The sequence below is a fragment of the Sutcliffiella tianshenii genome, from assembly GCF_016908565.1.
GTDB lineage: Bacteria > Bacillota > Bacilli > Bacillales > Bacillaceae_I > Sutcliffiella_A > Sutcliffiella_A tianshenii.
Genome location: NZ_JAFBED010000017.1, coordinates 1 through 16458, shown reverse-complemented (window position 1 = coordinate 16458; position 16458 = coordinate 1). Strand labels below are relative to the sequence as shown.

17 protein-coding genes are annotated in these 16458 nt (G+C 43.7%); 1 reads left to right on the top strand and 16 read right to left on the bottom strand.

The window, feature by feature from the left end; genetic code table 11:
• Positions 1 to 181: 181 nt before the first annotated feature.
• The 6 genes from yabG to metG form a co-directional block, all read right to left on the bottom strand.
• On the bottom strand, positions 182 to 1078 hold the full coding sequence (gene yabG, locus JOC95_RS20350) for a sporulation peptidase YabG (RefSeq protein WP_204419898.1): 897 nt from the start codon (positions 1076 to 1078) through the stop codon (positions 182 to 184).
• Between the two features lie 280 nt (positions 1079 to 1358).
• Positions 1359 to 2249, bottom strand: a complete 891-nt coding sequence (rsmA, locus tag JOC95_RS20345) for a 16S rRNA (adenine(1518)-N(6)/adenine(1519)-N(6))-dimethyltransferase RsmA (protein WP_204419890.1) — start codon at positions 2247 to 2249, stop codon at positions 1359 to 1361.
• Positions 2250 to 2804, bottom strand: coding sequence for a ribonuclease M5 (rnmV, locus tag JOC95_RS20340; RefSeq protein WP_204419880.1), 555 nt, complete (start codon positions 2802 to 2804; stop codon positions 2250 to 2252).
• A gap of 237 nt (positions 2805 to 3041) precedes the next feature.
• Positions 3042 to 4244, bottom strand: a complete 1203-nt coding sequence (locus tag JOC95_RS20335) for a G5 and 3D domain-containing protein (RefSeq protein WP_204419869.1) — start codon at positions 4242 to 4244, stop codon at positions 3042 to 3044.
• Positions 4245 to 4470: 226 nt separating this feature from the next.
• Positions 4471 to 5238, bottom strand: coding sequence for a TatD family hydrolase (locus JOC95_RS20330; RefSeq protein WP_204419860.1), 768 nt, complete (start codon positions 5236 to 5238; stop codon positions 4471 to 4473).
• Positions 5239 to 5813: 575 nt separating this feature from the next.
• On the bottom strand, positions 5814 to 7805 hold the full coding sequence (gene metG / locus JOC95_RS20325) for a methionine--tRNA ligase (RefSeq protein WP_204419858.1): 1992 nt from the start codon (positions 7803 to 7805) through the stop codon (positions 5814 to 5816).
• Positions 7806 to 8339: 534 nt separating this feature from the next.
• Between metG and JOC95_RS20320 the strand changes: the two genes are divergently transcribed.
• Positions 8340 to 8621, top strand: coding sequence for an AbrB/MazE/SpoVT family DNA-binding domain-containing protein (locus JOC95_RS20320; protein WP_204419855.1), 282 nt, complete (start codon positions 8340 to 8342; stop codon positions 8619 to 8621).
• 34 nt (positions 8622 to 8655) lie between these two features.
• Here the strand turns inward: JOC95_RS20320 and rsmI are convergent, their stop codons facing one another.
• The 10 genes from rsmI to JOC95_RS20270 all read right to left on the bottom strand — a co-directional run bounded on the left by rsmI (position 8656) and on the right by JOC95_RS20270 (position 16027).
• Positions 8656 to 9534, bottom strand: a complete 879-nt coding sequence (rsmI, locus tag JOC95_RS20315; RefSeq protein WP_204419982.1) for a 16S rRNA (cytidine(1402)-2'-O)-methyltransferase — start codon at positions 9532 to 9534, stop codon at positions 8656 to 8658.
• Positions 9535 to 9599: 65 nt separating this feature from the next.
• On the bottom strand, positions 9600 to 10349 hold the full coding sequence (locus JOC95_RS20310) for a tRNA1(Val) (adenine(37)-N6)-methyltransferase (protein WP_204419853.1): 750 nt from the start codon (positions 10347 to 10349) through the stop codon (positions 9600 to 9602).
• A gap of 95 nt (positions 10350 to 10444) precedes the next feature.
• Positions 10445 to 10813, bottom strand: a complete 369-nt coding sequence (yabA, locus tag JOC95_RS20305) for a DNA replication initiation control protein YabA (RefSeq protein ID WP_204419850.1) — start codon at positions 10811 to 10813, stop codon at positions 10445 to 10447.
• Positions 10814 to 10825: 12 nt separating this feature from the next.
• Positions 10826 to 11653, bottom strand: coding sequence for a PSP1 domain-containing protein (locus JOC95_RS20300; protein WP_204419848.1), 828 nt, complete (start codon positions 11651 to 11653; stop codon positions 10826 to 10828).
• A gap of 1 nt (position 11654) precedes the next feature.
• Entirely contained in the window at positions 11655 to 12647 is a 993-nt protein-coding gene (gene holB, locus JOC95_RS20295) for a DNA polymerase III subunit delta' (RefSeq protein ID WP_204419846.1), read from the bottom strand.
• 17 nt (positions 12648 to 12664) lie between these two features.
• Positions 12665 to 13105 (bottom strand): YaaR family protein, encoded by a 441-nt coding sequence (locus JOC95_RS20290; protein WP_204419844.1) that lies wholly within the window; start codon positions 13103 to 13105, stop codon positions 12665 to 12667.
• Between the two features lie 77 nt (positions 13106 to 13182).
• On the bottom strand, positions 13183 to 13512 hold the full coding sequence (locus JOC95_RS20285) for a cyclic-di-AMP receptor (protein WP_204419842.1): 330 nt from the start codon (positions 13510 to 13512) through the stop codon (positions 13183 to 13185).
• Between the two features lie 67 nt (positions 13513 to 13579).
• Positions 13580 to 14218 carry a dTMP kinase gene (tmk, locus tag JOC95_RS20280; protein ID WP_204419840.1) on the bottom strand — a complete coding sequence of 213 codons (639 nt, stop codon included), beginning with the start codon at positions 14216 to 14218 and terminating at the stop codon, positions 13580 to 13582.
• Between the two features lie 7 nt (positions 14219 to 14225).
• Positions 14226 to 15692 carry an aminotransferase class I/II-fold pyridoxal phosphate-dependent enzyme gene (locus JOC95_RS20275; RefSeq protein WP_239583049.1) on the bottom strand — a complete coding sequence of 489 codons (1467 nt, stop codon included), beginning with the start codon at positions 15690 to 15692 and terminating at the stop codon, positions 14226 to 14228.
• Positions 15693 to 15829: 137 nt separating this feature from the next.
• Positions 15830 to 16027 (bottom strand): sigma factor G inhibitor Gin, encoded by a 198-nt coding sequence (locus tag JOC95_RS20270; RefSeq protein WP_204419978.1) that lies wholly within the window; start codon positions 16025 to 16027, stop codon positions 15830 to 15832.
• Between the last annotated feature and the right edge of the window lie 431 nt (positions 16028 to 16458).

Sequence of the window (16458 nt, the reverse complement as noted above, 5' to 3'; positions counted from 1 at the left end):
TCACAAAGAAAAATTCAAATAAAACTTAAAATTATAACAACCCTAAAAGCAACCTGTCAATAACTTTCCTTCAACAATTATCTCCATATGTCTACATTTATGATGTGCTACTAGTTATTGGAATATGTATAATATCCGGAAAAAGTTTATAGGGCGTAAAAAAACCCTTAACATCATGATGTTAAGAGTCTTCATCGTCGTCATCTGACGGAGGGCTGAATGGCATGCCGGTCCTTAGCACGCCCCGTGTTTCGATTCCGCCTAGCCCTTTTTCCCCTGTGAGTGTATTTTTTAGGACATCCCAGACATTTACGCGGTCCATGAAAGGGGTAAAGCAAATTCTGGCGACAATATATACAGGATCCAAGGCGTGGATGTTCACCCTTGAAGGAGAGCTTGCAAAATTGGCCCCCGCCCTGATCAGCGACTCAAAATGCGACTGGCAGGCTCCTGCGAAAATGACAAGCTGATCAAGGTTCGGCTGGATTTTACGGGCTTTTTGAACCGTTTGTACAAAATGGCGTGAGTGCCTATACGCTGAGATATCCGACACTTTTCCCTTGCTTTTGGAATAGGCGTCATGCCCGGTAATGACGAGGATATCCGGGCGATACTCTTCCATCAGCCCTGCAATCTTTTGCGGCATTTCCTTTTCATTAACATGAAAGCCATTTACAGGTACGCCGATCCGCTCATATAGCTCCAGGCACTTTTTTAAATACAGGGGATCTCCATCGATATGAAGCACCCTTCCAGGCATCTGAAAGTAATTTTGGTCCGTACTGTACCCTCCTGTTGCCTGGTATTCATTTTTCTCGCGGATCAATTGATAATCCTGTTGAAACAGCTGAAGTGAGCGGTTAGCCTTTGTTTCGGCACGAATTTTTCGCATCAGTTGTTCCTTGCCATCCATTATTTCGAGATCACTGTATGGGGCATCTGCCATCAATCGCACATCTTCCCCATATAATAAAACGACCAATTGGTCATATTCCGTTTTATGAATATCCATGACGCGAAAGAGAAGGTCATAGTTATATGATTTGCGGGCTACAATATCTCCAACCTTAATTTTCATATTTTCCCCTCCAACTGGGAGGCTGCACCTATCCCAACTGACTATCTAACCTAGAGTATGCAACACCTCGTTTCAATGTGAGAGGGAATATGCCTTTGGAGCACATACGATAAAACAAACAACTTCCCCACCTCACCAGTGCCTGGACCCTCCAACCACCACCCATCCTCTCTCTCCCCCAAACAAAAAAAGAGGGGCCTGGCACTACTAAGTACCGTCCCTCATAACAAAAATTCCAAATAGCAAAACCAAAACACAAAAAAACGACCCTAAAGGCCGTTTAGTTTATTGATATTGGATAGATTTCCAGTAGTGCATCACTTAGCTTGCCAAACTCCTCGATGGAGAGTGTTTCGCCCCTTCTCTTCGGATCGATGGATGCTGAATCCAGGGCAGTTTCAATTTGTGCTTTTTTTGCCTTTCCTTCAGGGAGGTGACTTGTAAGGTTGTTCAGGATGGTTTTCCGGCGTTGTCCGAAGCTTGCCCTGACCACTTCAAAGAAAAAGTTTTCATCCCCTACCTTCACTGCAGGCTCGTCTCTGACGGTGAGGCGGATAACAGCTGAATCTACGTTAGGTTGCGGCACAAAAACTGTCTTAGGAACGATCATGACCGTTTCAGCCTTGGTATAGTACTGCACGGCAATGGAAAGGGATCCATATTCCTTGGTGCTCGGTTTTGCAGCCATCCTATCGGCCACTTCCTTTTGCAACATGACGGTGATGCTGTTTAAAGGCAAACCTTCCGTTAAGAGCTTCATGATGATCGGCGTGGTTACATAGTAAGGAAGGTTCGCTACCACCTTCACTTCTTCAAAGCCTTTGATCTCATCACGTATCAGGTTTTCTACATCTGCCTTCAGGATATCCTGATGGATCACTTTTACATTATCATACGGTGATAGTGTGTCCGCTAAGATTGGCAATAGACGCTGATCGATTTCAAAGGCGATGACCTTACCCGCTCTTTTGGCAACCTGTTCGGTAAGGGCGCCAATACCCGGTCCGATTTCGATCGCGGCAGTGTTTTCTGAAACCCCTGCAAAGTCCACAATCTTATTAAGGATGTTTGTGTCGATCAGAAAGTTTTGCCCTAAGCTTTTCTTGAATGAAAAGCCGTATTTATCGAGTATTTCCTTCGTTCGTTTCGGTGTGGCGATATCCTTTTGCATTTATTGCTCCTCCTGCTCTATTTGAACTAATGCCTCTTCAAGCCGCTCCTGGGTGATATGGAACATCTGCAAGCGCCTCTGAAGCTGCTTTCCATTTGTGTAGCCTATATTCAGGAACTCCCCTAACCGCTCTCTTTTTTTCTTGGCAGAAGGACCTGCTATCAGACCGAAAGATAACAATATGTCAAAGGATATCAGTTCCATGTTCTGCTCATATTCCTGATGAAGTCCGGATAAGGCCTCTTGGATGGAAGCAACCGTAGCGTGCTCGACTCCAATCCCTTTGCCGTTTTTTCCACGCGCCAGGCTCTTTGGCAAAAACGCGTGCTTGCAGCCAGGAACAGACTGTCTGATGGTATGCCGGATCTTTTCACCGGGATAATCAGGATCGGTGAATACAATCACCCCCCGCGTCTCTTGGGCATGCTTGATCCTATTCAATATCTCTTCATTGATGGCAGAGCCGCCCGTTTCAATCGTATCGGCATCCACCGCTCTTTTTATGGCAACTGTGTCGTCTTTTCCCTCGACCACAATTATTTCTTTTATTTTCATTTTTTCCTCCAAAATGGTGAAACTTTCTTTAGTTTGATTCGTCTAACTATATGAACGGTGACAATAGTATGTATTCTACTTTATTTTATCTATCTTGACTAATTAATATTAGTAGCGGGTATGGAATAATAGGAACGGCAATAAGCCATTTCACTCTTTCCATTCTAACAGAATAACAGAAAAAAGCAGAGGCTGTTCACCCCTGCTCCGTTATTTACCAAAAATAAATAAATCATATTAATCGAGGATTTTGATTTTAACTCTTTTTCTTCCCCAGCGATACGCAGATTCTTTGTCAGCGAAAAACACATCGATTTTATTTCCTTTGATGGCACCGCCAGTATCTCCGGCAATCGCATAGCCGTATCCTTCTACATAGACCTTTGTACCCAGCGGGATCACGCTAGGATCCACGGCAATCACCTTCACACCCGGATTTGCGCGCAAATCGATCCCTGTGCTTGTGACTCCACTACAACCATTGCAAAACGCAGTATAGGCTGTGGAGGACACATAGAATTCCTTCGAGCTGCTTTCCGTACTACGGGAAACAACTTGTTCCGGCTTTGGAGCAGCTTTCGTTCCGACTGCCACGATTTTATCCATCGTCTCTTTTAACGTCTCTTCCTTGACCAATTCACGAGACACTTCTTTTCCATTCTCAAAAACCACTTCATAATGCTTTGCAACGGTACCGTGTTGTCCTTCTTGAACAACTTTTTCTTTCCCTTTATCGAGGTTGCCATCATTTTTTGTGACAACACCGTAATCGATAGTCTCTTCCACTACATCGGTGACTTTTTCAACTCTAGTAACGTTAACTACAGAATTGTTTGCTACCAATTCTTCTAAGCTTGGCTCCACTCGGTCAAGATCATTCAATGTAATTTCTTGCTGTTCTAAAAAGTCAGCGACCGTAGTCGAAGTAGACCATACCTGTTGCTCTTCTCCAGCGACATTCAGGGTTACCTGGAATGCCTTCTCTATTTCTATGACTAACTCATCTTTGATGGAGTCATTCAGACTCACATTCAATTTATCATGCTCTGCTAGCTTTATTTCTTTTTGATTAAGTAATTCCTTGACTGTTTTGGCTGTCGTCCAAACCTTTTGCTTATCATCATCGATGACGAGCTCTACTTCTTTGGCTGGATTCCATACTATTTGCATCGAATCGGTTACTTTTGTATTCTCTGAAGGATGCAGATGATCCTCCGCGCGAACTGTGATATTCAGTTCTTTCAGTATATCCGCTACGGTTTTAGCGTGAGTGCGTAATGACACTTCTTCTCCGTCAACATTCACTTTTACAGCAGCCTTTGTGCCATGGAAGACACCAAAGCCAAGTATGGATGAAAAGACTATGAAACTAGTAATGATAATAGCTAGTCTGGTCTTGCTCATCGAACCAGAAAACAGTTTTTTCATGCTTTGTAACATGTAAAAAAACGCCTCCTTCTCCTCGGATGGAATTATATAGACATGTATGTATCTTGTCAACCCTTGCCACTTGCTTGACCGTAATGTCTATTATGCAGAATATTTCAACAAAAGGGAAGTGAAATATATCGACACGATTATCCTATGAAGAGAAGAAGTATGGTAGAACCCATTTATTTTTTGAGGCTTTTGGACAAGTATCCCCTAAATATGTCAGGCTTTCTTGTCAGTTTATGCCGAATAGTTTTTTTGCATTTGCTGTTGTTTTTTCTGCTACCTCTTCCACGCTCATTCCTCTCAAGGCTGCTATCTCCTCCGCCACAAAACGGACATAGCCAGGTTCATTTCTCTTTCCGCGGTAGGGATGCGGTGTCAAGTATGGACAGTCCGTTTCTATCAAAAGCATATCCAAAGGAATCTCCTTCACTACCTCCTTCGGCTTTTTCGCATTCTTGAATGTGACCGGTCCACCAAAGGATATATAGAAATTCATCTCCATGCATTCCTTTGCCACTTCCAGACTTCCGGTAAAGCAATGCATGATGCCCCCTACTTCCTGCGCATCCTCTTCTTTCAGGATTTGCACGACATCCGATGTAGCATCACGATTATGGATCACGATGGGAAGCTTCACCCTCTTGGCCAATTGAATCTGTTTCCGGAACACTTCTTTCTGAATGTCCTTCGGGGATTTGTCCCAATGATAATCCAAGCCCATCTCACCGATGGCCACCACTTTTTCATGGGAGGCTAGCTCCTCTATCCAAAGAAGGTCCTCTTCTGTCATATCGATTGCGTCTACAGGATGCCAGCCGACAGCAGCGTAGATAAAGTCATACTCTTCTACCAGTTCCATCGCTTTTTGGATCGTTTTCCGGTCAAAGCCGACCACCACCATATTCATCACTTCTTCATTCCGCGCCCGCTCGATTACCTCCTGAAGGTCTTCCTCATACTGATCTGCATTCAAGTGAACATGTGTATCAAACAACATCTATAACACTCCTGTTTTATAATTGGTATGGTATGCACCGCTTTTGATTTCCGCGCCAGTCTTCGCTTTCCGCGGGCGGGTAGGGAGCCTCCTCGGCTACGCCTGCGGGGTCTCCCATACTCCGCTTCTCCCGCAGGAGTCTACGACTTGCGCTCCAATCAAAAGCTAGAAACGGTATAAATTCAACTCTTTGTTAAAACAAAATCACTTTCTAAAAAAATTCTTTAACAAGATATTTTTACTACAATAGTCTTTAGAGTAACTTTATTATTTTTAAAATATTTTATGTCCTGAGTGGATTGTAGCGGAAGGCACTTGACTCCTGCGGGAAAATAGAGGGAATGGGAGACCCCACAGGCAAAGCCGAGGAGGCTCCCATCTCTCCCCGCGGAAAGCAAGTGCCTGCAGCGGAAAGGAACGGGAAACATTTTAAACGAGAACAAGCTTCAGAAAATAACTTTTTTGAAATATTATTAATCAATATTATTCTTGATAAGAAAATAAGAGATGCAACCCGTTGTTACACGTGAAACATCTCTTACTTTTAAATTTTATTATTCCCTGATAGGAATTAGTTATTTCACTTTTGCTCCGAGAGGCAACTTTTCATCCACCGAAGCCAAGGATAGGATCCCGTCTTTCTCTCCGGCAAGGATCATTCCTTCGGATAGTTCCCCGCGAAGTTTCACAGGCTTCAAGTTCGTCACACAAATCACGCGTTTTCCAACCAGTTCCTCAGGTGTATAGAATTTCGCGATTCCTGAAACGACCTGCCTCTTTTCATAGCCTAAATCCAGTTGAAGCTTGAGGAGTTTATCCGCTTTTTTCACTGGTTCACAATGGGTGACCTGCGCCACACGCAAATCGATTTTCATGAAATCATCGAAAGTGATTTCATCTACAGCAGGTACTTCTTCCGGTTGTTTCGCTTCCGGTTTTTCTTCCGTTGCAAGTGCAGGCTGCATCATTGTTTTGATATATTCCACTTCTTCCTTCACATCAAGACGCGGGAAGATCGGATCTGCTTTTTTCGTTCGTGTTCCTTCCGGGATGCTGCCAAAACTTTGCAGGCTCTCCCAGCTCGTCAAGGACTCGTTTATGCCTAACTGATCAAATATTTTGCCTGGGGTTTTAGTCAGGAACGGCTTAAGAAGGATTCCGACATAGCGCAGGGACTCTGCTAGATGTCCCATTACGGAAGCGAGCTGCGCGTTCGTCTCTTCAGACTTTGCCAATACCCAAGGCGCTGTTTCATCAATATATTTATTCGTTCTACTCACTAGCTGCCAAATTGTTGACAATGCAACGGAAAATTCCATGTTCTCCATTGCTTCCTCATACTGGACAACCGTTTCCTGCGCCAGGGCACTCAACGACTGATCAAACTCAGTGACATTTCCTTTATATACAGGGATTTCCCCATTAAAGTACTTATCAATCATCGCAACTGTACGGTTCAACAGGTTCCCCAGGTCATTTGCAAGATCGAAGTTTATCCGCTCCACGAAGCCTTCCGGAGTGAATACACCATCAGAACCGAATGGCACTTCCCTTAATAGGTAATAACGCAGTTCATCCAATCCATAGCGATCAATCAATGTGACAGGATCCACCACATTCCCTTTGGATTTGGACATTTTACCATCCTTCATTAAAAGCCAGCCATGGGCGAAAACTTTCTTTGGAAGCGGCAAGTCAAGGGCCATCAGCATGATCGGCCAATAGATGGTATGGAAACGCACGATTTCCTTTCCTACAAGATGGACATCCGCCGGCCAGTATTTCAGGTATTTCTCATCGTTTTCCGTTCCATAGCCGAGTGCCGTGATATAGTTGGACAACGCATCAATCCATACATAGATGACATGCTTCGGATCTCCTGGCACTTTTACTCCCCAATCAAAGGAAGTACGCGATACCGCAAGATCCTCTAATCCTGGTTTGATAAAGTTGTTGATCATCTCATTCTTGCGGGATTCCGGCTGGATAAACCCTGGATTCTCTTCATAATACTGAAGAAGTCGATCAACATATTTACCCATCCTGAAGAAGTAGGACTGTTCTCTTACCAATTCTACGGGGTGCCCGCTGTCGGGACTTTTTCCGCCGACAACCTTTCCGTTTTCCATGACAGGATCGACAAGCTGGTGTTCACGATAGTAGGTTTCATCAGGAACAGAATACCAACCTTCATATTCATCCAGATAAATATCCCCTTGATCCAACAGCTGTTTGAAAATCTTCTCTACGACATCCTTGTGTCTGGTTTCCGTTGTGCGGATAAAATCATCATAGGATATGTCGAGCTTTTTCCAGAGATCTTTGATGCCGGATACGATTTCATCCACGTATGCTTGGCACGTAATCCCTTTTTCTTCCGCTTTTCTTTGGATTTTTTGTCCATGCTCATCCGTACCGGTCAGATACATCACATCATAGCCCTTCAGACGCTTGTATCTCGCCATTGCATCCCCAGCAACCGTTGTATAGGCATGGCCGATATGTAAATTACCACTTGGATAATAGATAGGCGTTGTAATATAGAATGTTTTTTTATTTTCTACCACCAAAATTACCTCCCTTTAATCGAAACATATAAAGCAGAAAGCCCTCGCCCATGGGACGAGAGCATTGAGCGACTTCTACTTATTCATTTATGTACATCTTAACCTAATTTTTATTACTATTATACATGGTTTAGGCCGGTATTGTTAAGGATTGAGCAAAAAAATTAGTGCAATGCGTTTCCCCGGATCCCCTCCAAAACAATAGTGAACTTTGTCGAAATTTCGCTTGAGGAAAAAGTTGAAATTTGTCGAATGATGTATATAATATTATTATCATTCAAATATTTATAAAGTAATAATCTGTAAACAAAATGTAATCTTTAATCCCGAAATCCCTATATATAGCGCTTTAAACCCGCTTTTCAAATACATATTTTTATAGAAATACAATTTTTTTCAATTAAATCTGTTGACGTATTTTGTAAATATTGTTATGATGAAATTACATTAGATTTGTCGAATAATGACGAAAATGATAGATAATTAGATTCTTATAATATTACAATTTTTCTATTTGAGAGGGGTATTTTTCTTATGAAATCTACTGGTATTGTACGTAAAGTTGACGAGCTAGGCCGCGTGGTTATTCCTATCGAGCTTCGCAGAACATTAGGAATTGCTGAGAAAGATGCTTTAGAAATCTATGTGGATGACGAAAAAATCATCTTAAAGAAATACAAGCCAAACATGACTTGCCAAGTTACTGGCGAAGTTTCTGATAACAACCTTACACTTGCAGATGGCAAAATCATCTTGAGCCGTGAAGGTGCAGAAAAAATCATCGAAGAGATCCAAAACAGCTTAACAGCAAAATAAAAAAAGAGGTCGCGACTGCGACCTCTTTTTTTTGTTACTCTTCCACATGAAACGCCTGATAAACTTCCCGTTTTGGGAGGTCCCTATCTTTTGCGACTTGTTTGATCGCGTCCTTGGATGATTGGTTGCCTTCCTTCATATAATGTTCCACGTGTTCCTGTAGGGAGAAGGATAGCCACCATGCTTCCCCTTCATCTGTGATTTCTTCTGCATTGCCCTCGAGAATCAGGCAGCATTCCCCTTTTACAGCCTGGTCACCCAGCAATGCGATCACTTCGGAAATCCTTCCACGGGTGAACTCCTCAAACTTCTTCGTCAGTTCCCTGCTTACAACAATCTTCCTGTCCCCTAGGACCTCAAGCATTGCTGATAGTGTATCCTTCAGACGGTGTGGAGATTCGTAAAGGATAATGGTATCCTGCAAACGCAGAAGTTTTTCCAGCTCCTTTTTCTTCTCCTTTTTATGCCTGTCGAGAAAGCCGTAAAAGTAGAACGGCTGAGCTACCAGTCCGGATGCGATCAGCGCGGTCAGCGCAGCATTTGCCCCTGGCATCGGAACGACATACAAGCGTTCTTCCAACGCCTCGACCACAATTTCATATCCAGGATCTGAGATGGAGGGCATCCCTGCATCACTGACAAGCGCCACATCCTTGCCTTCTTTCAAGAGTTCGATGATTTTCTTGCCGCTCTGCTGCTTATTATGCTCGTGATAGCTGATCAGCGGGGTGGCTATCTCAAAATAATTGCACAGCTTCTTCGTTTGCCTTGTATCCTCTGCTGCTATGAAGTCAACTTCCTTCAACATCCTAAGGGAGCGAAAGGTGATATCCTCCAAATTCCCGATCGGGGTCGGCACAAGATAAAGCCGCCCTTCCTGATATTTATCTGAAAAACTGTTCTGTTGCCAAATATCCATCTTTCCATCCCTCATTTAGTTACTTTTCTTTTTTGCCATTTTTTCGCCGGTTCCATGCTTTATTCATTTTCGCCATAGAGCATATATCGCACCTCCGGGGAGTACTCCCCTTTTTCGTCATATACAATCAGCGGCGGAAGTATTTTCATATCAGGGTTGCCATCCTTTATTCCTTCGATTAACAGCGTATTGGCGGGTTTATCGACCCTCGAATGTACAAACTGGATGCGCTTTGGCTCCAGGCGGTACTTCCTCATTAACGTCACAATATCCAAAAACCTTCCCGGACGGTGGACAAAAGCAACCTTGCCCCCTTGTTTGACCATTTGACTGCTCACCCTAACTACATCCTCCAGCGTACAATGGATTTCATGACGGGCAATCGCATAATGGATATTCGCATTGATCTTCTCTTCCTTTTCCGGTACAAGAAAATATGGCGGGTTGCACGTCACTACATCAAACTTCCCATGCCCAAGAATTGCCGGGATATTTTTGATGTCCTGATGCAGCACTTTTAACCGGTCTTCCAGCTTGTTATAGGCAAAGCTCCTTTGTGCCATGTTTGCAAGCCGTTCTTGGATTTCCACTCCCGTAATGGTTCCCTTGGTCCTTGTGCTCAATAATAATGGGATGATTCCGTTTCCTGTGCAAAGGTCAAGGATTGCGCCCTTTTGAATAGGCACATATGCAAATCGCGCCAGAAGGACTGCATCCAAGGAAAAGGAAAACACCGAAGGACTCTGTATAATTCGTAAATTCTCTGCCAATAAGTAATCTAAACGCTCATCTTCTACAAGCTGTACCATTTCTCCATAACCCTTTCTTTCCTATCTTAACCTTTATTATAACCTAGACTTCTTTTTAAATAGAAAAAAGTCGCCACGCATTGTAGGAGGCGACTTTACTTTTTATTAAGGAAGGACAGGCAAAACAGGCAATCGCCTTCTTTTCGGGGACTCCCAAAATGGAGATTGCAGATATGAAACCCCTCTTGATACAACCGTGCAAGGTTATCATATCCTTCTCCCACATCGTTCTGCTTGTTCTGCTCCTTATGCTCGTTCTGTTTCTTTTTTGTCTTCTTCTGCGTAACGGACTCATTTGACATTTGTTCCAGACGGTTCCGCAAATGGCCGTTCTCGACGAGGACACTGTTGTTTTCTTCGATAATAAGGGCAAGGTGTTCTTTCAATTCTCCGAGCTGTTTATATAAATGTCCGATCTGTTCTTCCATATTGCTTACAGAATCAAAAATCTCTTTCTTGTCCAAATTCTCCACCTCTTAATCTGTGGCTTGTGATGAAACGGCTCCCTCTTGTAGTAGTTCATCCAGCGTGTATTCTACCACTCGTTCTTTTCCTGCCAACTCCACTTGCAACACGCGTTCCAGGATATTTAACCCTACTACACGGCCAGAACCGCTTGGAGTTTGGATCACCTCGTCCAAATCAGGCAATTGCTCTTTTGCAGACTCATATTCGTCATTTTCATATTTCAGACAGCACATGAGGCGTCCGCATAGACCTGAGATCTTGGAAGGGTTTAAAGACAAGTTTTGATCCTTTGCCATTTTGATGGACACAGGTTCAAAGTCCCCCAGGAAGGTAGAACAGCATAGCATGCGTCCACATGGCCCGATTCCGCCAAGAAGCTTGGCCTCATCACGTACCCCGATCTGACGCAGCTCGATCCGTGTCCGGAAGATGGAAGCCAGATCTTTTACCAGCTCGCGGAAATCCACTCGGCCATCTGCTGTAAAATAGAAGATGATCTTATTGCGGTCGAACGTGTATTCCACATCGACCAGCTTCATATCCAATCCATGATCGGTCACCTTCGTGAAGCATACATCGAACGCTTCCTGGGCAGCTTTTTTGTTTTCGTCCACTATGAGACGATCCTTTTGATCCGCAATGCGCAGCACCTTTTTCAATGGAAGGACAACATCATTTTCATCCACTTTTTTCTTACCGATAACCGCTTTACCGAATTCCACACCGCGTACTGTTTCGACAATGACATATTCATTATCAGTTATATCAAGCCCATTTGGGTCAAAATAATATATTTTCCCTGCTTTTTTGAATCGTACTCCTACAACTTCATACAAACTAATATCCCTCCTGCAAGTTTAAAGCTAATCTTTCCATGAGAAGGTGCGGATTTACATTCGATGCTAGCCGAGACTTACTTTGTAAAATATAGGATAAATGCTCAGTCACACGTTGCTGGGTCGTCTGGAGTGCAAACTTTTCAATCTGCTCCTTCTCATCCGCAAATACGAACTCTTCCCTTTTGTCCACTTGAGCATATAACATATCTTTATAAATAAATAGCATTAAATCTAAACCTATCTCCAATTGCTTTCTATCTTGAAAATGAGGCATCCACTTTTCTTGAATGAACAACAACGCCTGCTGCTGTCTCGTGAATAACGCTTCATACAATTTTATCACTAAATTTCTAGCAAGCGCAAACCAATCATCTCGACATAATTCTACCGCTTCCTCTAAACTGTTCGTCAAATGGGAAGCAGTCCTTGCCAATGGTAGGGAAAAACCCTCTTCCACAAGCTTATCTACCATCCTGGTGGAGGTTAATGCCCGAAATGACAAGGGCTGGCAGCGTGAAATGATGGTGTTCAGCATTTGATGGACATTTTCCGTCAGCAAAAATGCGAAGGTTTCCTGGTTTGGCTCCTCTAAAAATTTCAACAGACTATTCGCTGCATTGGTCGTCATCTTATCTGCATGCTCAATAATGTATATTTTTCTTTTAGACTCCAAACCTGTTTTCGTAAACTCTTCCTGCAGAAACTGTATCTGCTGCTTTTTGATCGAGTTCCCATCCGGCTCAAGCACATGCACATCCGGATGATTCCGTGAATCTATCCGCTTACAATTTGAACATCCCTGACATGGGTCCACCCCATTACGGTCCTTGCATAACAGGCTTTTTGCAAAAAGATAGCTGACGTCTTTTTTACCTGTACCCTTCATCCCGTCAAGCAAATAAGCATGGGCAATCCGGTTCCTTTGCAGGCTATTGGTTACGATTCTTGCAACGGTAGGTTGGTAGTCCAAGTCTGACCAACTTTTTATCACATTTATCACTCACTTACTTACATATATAAATTGATGAGCAGGCCCTTGATTTCTCCGATACTGCCCAAAATATTTATTCTTGTTTTTTCTTGATCCATTACATCCTCGGTCAGGCTGATCAACGCCTCATCCACCTGTTTCACAATCTGCAGATGTCTGGATTGCCCTTCATTGGTCCAGTGATGGGACTGATGAAGCTCCATCCCGAACCCCACCGCTTCTTCCATGAACCGCTTGACGAGTGTCTTATATTTTGCAAGATCCTGAAATGTCCTGGAGTTACCCAATCTATTTCCGACAATATCTATATCTCTCATGAGGATATTCAGCTGTTCCGATTGCAGCTTGGAGGAATGCTTTTGCATGATTTCCCCGAAACCCGACCGGGAAGCTGCGTCCCCTTTTACATCCATTCTGCCTTTATCCAAATTCGTTCGAAGCTCAGACGAAATTTTCAAATGAAAACGTCCCTTTCACATAGAATGCCTGAAAAGATTTCTTATAAAAAACAGCCCAGATCAAGCCGCCAAAAAAACTAAAACTGGTGAAATTGCTCTACCGGTAACACAAAGACCGTGGCCCCACCGACTTCCACCTCAACAGGATAAGGAACATAGGAATCTGCATTTCCTCCCATCGGAGAAACCGGGGCAACCAGCTGTTGACGATGCTGGCAATTCTCTTTGATGATATCCATCGCTTTCTGAACGCGAACGTCCTCCGTACCAATCATGAATGTGGTATTACCGGATTTCAGGAACCCTCCTGTACTGGCAAGCTTGGTCGCGCGAAAATTATTTTCCACAAGTGCATTCATGAGCTTATTGCTATCTTTATCCTGTACAACAGCCATTATCATTTTCATCTTTTTGTTACCTCCTTTATTTTACCATTAATATGACGTATCTTCATTACTTCATTATTGGAAATTCTCAATATCCCTGTTTCTTCAAATATCCAGTAAGTTCACCTTTCACCTGCGCATACACAGAATCAAAGTCCTTCGACGCATCAATCATCAGAAAACGTTCCCGATACTTTTTAATCACTTGATCATAGCCCTCTTTTACACGATGGTGAAAATCCATTTCTTCCTGATCCAAACGGTTTATTTCTCGTTTATTATTCGCTGCAATTCTCTTAAGTCCTTCTTCAGGCTCGATATCGAAGTAAATTGTCAGGGAAGGCATCTGCTTTTCTGTCGCAAACTCGTTGATGCTTAACACTTCCTCGACGCCAATTCCGCGTGCATGCCCCTGATATGCCAATGAACTGTCTATAAAGCGGTCGCATAAAACGATTTTATTTTCCTTCATGGCGGGCAGCACCCTTTCCACCAGATGTTGTCGTCTTGCAGCTGCGTAAAGAAGAGCCTCTGTCCTCGCATCCATTTCCGTATTATCACAATCCAGAATGACACCCCTGATCTGCTCGGCAATCTTGATGCCCCCAGGCTCGCGTGTTAAAAGAACAGGAAATCCCTCCTCGGCCATCTCTCTCGCCAACTTCTGGATAATCGATGTCTTCCCTGCGCCTTCTGGTCCTTCAAACGTAATAAATAATCCACTCACTAGCCTGTTACTCCTTTACTTCCTTATATATAGAAATATAATTACTTTTCATTCTCTCATTTCCCTGAAATCTTGCGCCGAGCCTCGTAAGCTCGCCTAGGTACTCCACAACTTCCTCCGTCACCCTTTCCCCCTTCAAAAGTACAGGGATCCCTGGTGGGTAGGGAACAACAGATTCTGCCGCAACCCTTCCGATCGCGTCCTCCAGTTTGCACTCCATACTGGGAAGCTCTTGTTGCTGATCAAGTTGGATCGCAAGCTGACTGATTTTCTTCGGGAAAAGGGGAACACCCCCTTGTCTGGTGTATCTCCTGTCAGTTGTACCACCGGCGTTCTCTTGCAAAGCTCGTTCTATTCTCTCTATCATATCATGTTTTGCGTCCATAACCGCTAATGGCAAAACAATTAATACATTCCAAGCATCTGCAAGCTCAGAAAACACGCCTTCTCTTTCCAAATCCCGCTGCAATTCGAAGCCGCTCCGGCCACTCGTCGACCTTATCACGACCTTCAATGGGTCCACTGCTATACTTTTATTCTCAGGGACTACCACTCTTATGCCATCCAGCATGTCCAGTTCTCTTCTGATCTTTGCAGTCTCTTTTGCAATGGCATCTATCTCCTCTTTACTTAAAGCAGCGATATAGCTTCTTGCCAGATCCAACGATGCCATTATCGGATAGGAAGGACTGCTTGATTGAAGCATCCTTAAATAGTATGCGATCCTCTCACGGCTCACGAGGCTCCCCTTGATATGTAAAAAAGAACCCATCGTCATGGCAGGCAATGTCTTATGTGCAGAATGGACCACAACATCCGCTCCAAGCTCCAATGCCGAGACAGGGAATGGCGATCCTAGCACAAAATGGGCGCCATGTGCTTCATCAACCAAAACTGGGATTCCTGCCTCATGAACCCTTTCGATGATCGCCTTCAGATCAATTGAAAGGCCATAATAATTCGGATTGGTCAAAATGACCGCCTGTACATCCTCTATGGTTTTCAATGCTTCGTCCAATTCATCTAGTTCGACGGAGGTCGAGACTTCCATCATTGGATCATATCCACATGATAAAAATACCGGCTCCGCTCCCGCAAGCTCCAACCCATTCAATACGGATTTATGACAATTACGCTGCACCAGCACCCTGTCTCCCCTAGAACAAACTGACAATATCATGGCAAGATTCCCGACAGTCGAACCATTCACAAGGAAAAAGGAAGCATCCGAGCCATAAAGATCGGATACCAACTCCTGGCCTTCCTTTATCATTTCTTCCGGACTATGCAAATCGTCCAAACCGGAAATTTCCGTAGCATCTATCTTTAAAATATCCCGAAAAAAAGCTTGGCCCTTCTCTGGCAATACCCTTCCATACTTATGTCCAGGCACATGACCCGAAACAGGGTCTGTCTCCCAATGAGCCTTCAATCGAGAATAAATCGGTGTTTTCTGTTGATCCATCTTCTTCATAACCTTCACTCTTTTTCCTTCATTATTATTACCCATTATAGCCGATAGCCGTGCCTTCTCCTACCCTTGCCATCTAAAAGCCTATCCCCATTTCCCCATAAACAAAAATAAAAGCCCCGCGATCAGGACTTTTCTACTCAGGAATAAATTTTCGGAATCGTAATCTTTTTGAGCTGTTTCAGATAAAACCTATACTTCGGATCTTCTGTATCCGTCTGAAGCATATCCTTTTCACAGTCCGTACAGATAAACTCCGTATAAAGATGGATCCCTCTATCTTTCTTCTCTTCACACACAATACACATTTCCCCAACTGATGAATGAATGGACTCCATATCTCTTTCTCCACCTCCATCCACTAGTCTATCCAAAAGCTTCGACTCTATACAAAATTACGAATATCACAGCCTACCAAACTCTTACAATTAGTGTATGTAGCGCCTACTAGTCTGTGTTTGTCTTGAAATAAAAAGAATGGGCTGTTTTTTAAAAAGGGCATTGTCCCCCTCACACCACAGACGGCGGGGCCTGGCCCCTCCATCCACCACCCAACCTCTTTCTCCCCCAAACAAAAAAAGAGGGGCCTGGCACTAATAAGCACCGCCCCCCTCAACAAAAAATACAAAGTCAAAAACCAACACAACACCCCATCCAAACAAACCAACCCAAATCAACACAAAAAAAGACCAGCACCCAAAGCGCTGATCTCTCCTCTAAACTTGCCTGGCAACGTCCTACTCTCACAGGGGGACAGCCCCCAACTACC

Excerpts from the sequence above, each read along its gene's own strand:
- yabG (WP_204419898.1), bottom strand. The coding sequence starts at position 1,078 with ATGAAAATTAAGGTTGGAGATATTGTAGCCCGCAAATCATATAACTAT.
- rsmA (WP_204419890.1), bottom strand. The coding sequence starts at position 2,249 with ATGCAAAAGGATATCGCCACACCGAAACGAACGAAGGAAATACTCGAT.
- rnmV (WP_204419880.1), bottom strand. The coding sequence starts at position 2,804 with ATGAAAATAAAAGAAATAATTGTGGTCGAGGGAAAAGACGACACAGTT.
- JOC95_RS20335 (WP_204419869.1), bottom strand. The coding sequence starts at position 4,244 with ATGTTACAAAGCATGAAAAAACTGTTTTCTGGTTCGATGAGCAAGACC.
- JOC95_RS20330 (WP_204419860.1), bottom strand. The coding sequence starts at position 5,238 with ATGTTGTTTGATACACATGTTCACTTGAATGCAGATCAGTATGAGGAA.
- JOC95_RS20320 (WP_204419855.1), top strand. The coding sequence starts at position 8,340 with ATGAAATCTACTGGTATTGTACGTAAAGTTGACGAGCTAGGCCGCGTG.
- JOC95_RS20310 (WP_204419853.1), bottom strand. The coding sequence starts at position 10,349 with ATGGTACAGCTTGTAGAAGATGAGCGTTTAGATTACTTATTGGCAGAG.
- JOC95_RS20285 (WP_204419842.1), bottom strand. The coding sequence starts at position 13,512 with ATGAAAATGATAATGGCTGTTGTACAGGATAAAGATAGCAATAAGCTC.
- JOC95_RS20275 (WP_239583049.1), bottom strand. The coding sequence starts at position 15,692 with ATGAAGAAGATGGATCAACAGAAAACACCGATTTATTCTCGATTGAAG.
- JOC95_RS20270 (WP_204419978.1), bottom strand. The coding sequence starts at position 16,027 with ATGGAGTCCATTCATTCATCAGTTGGGGAAATGTGTATTGTGTGTGAA.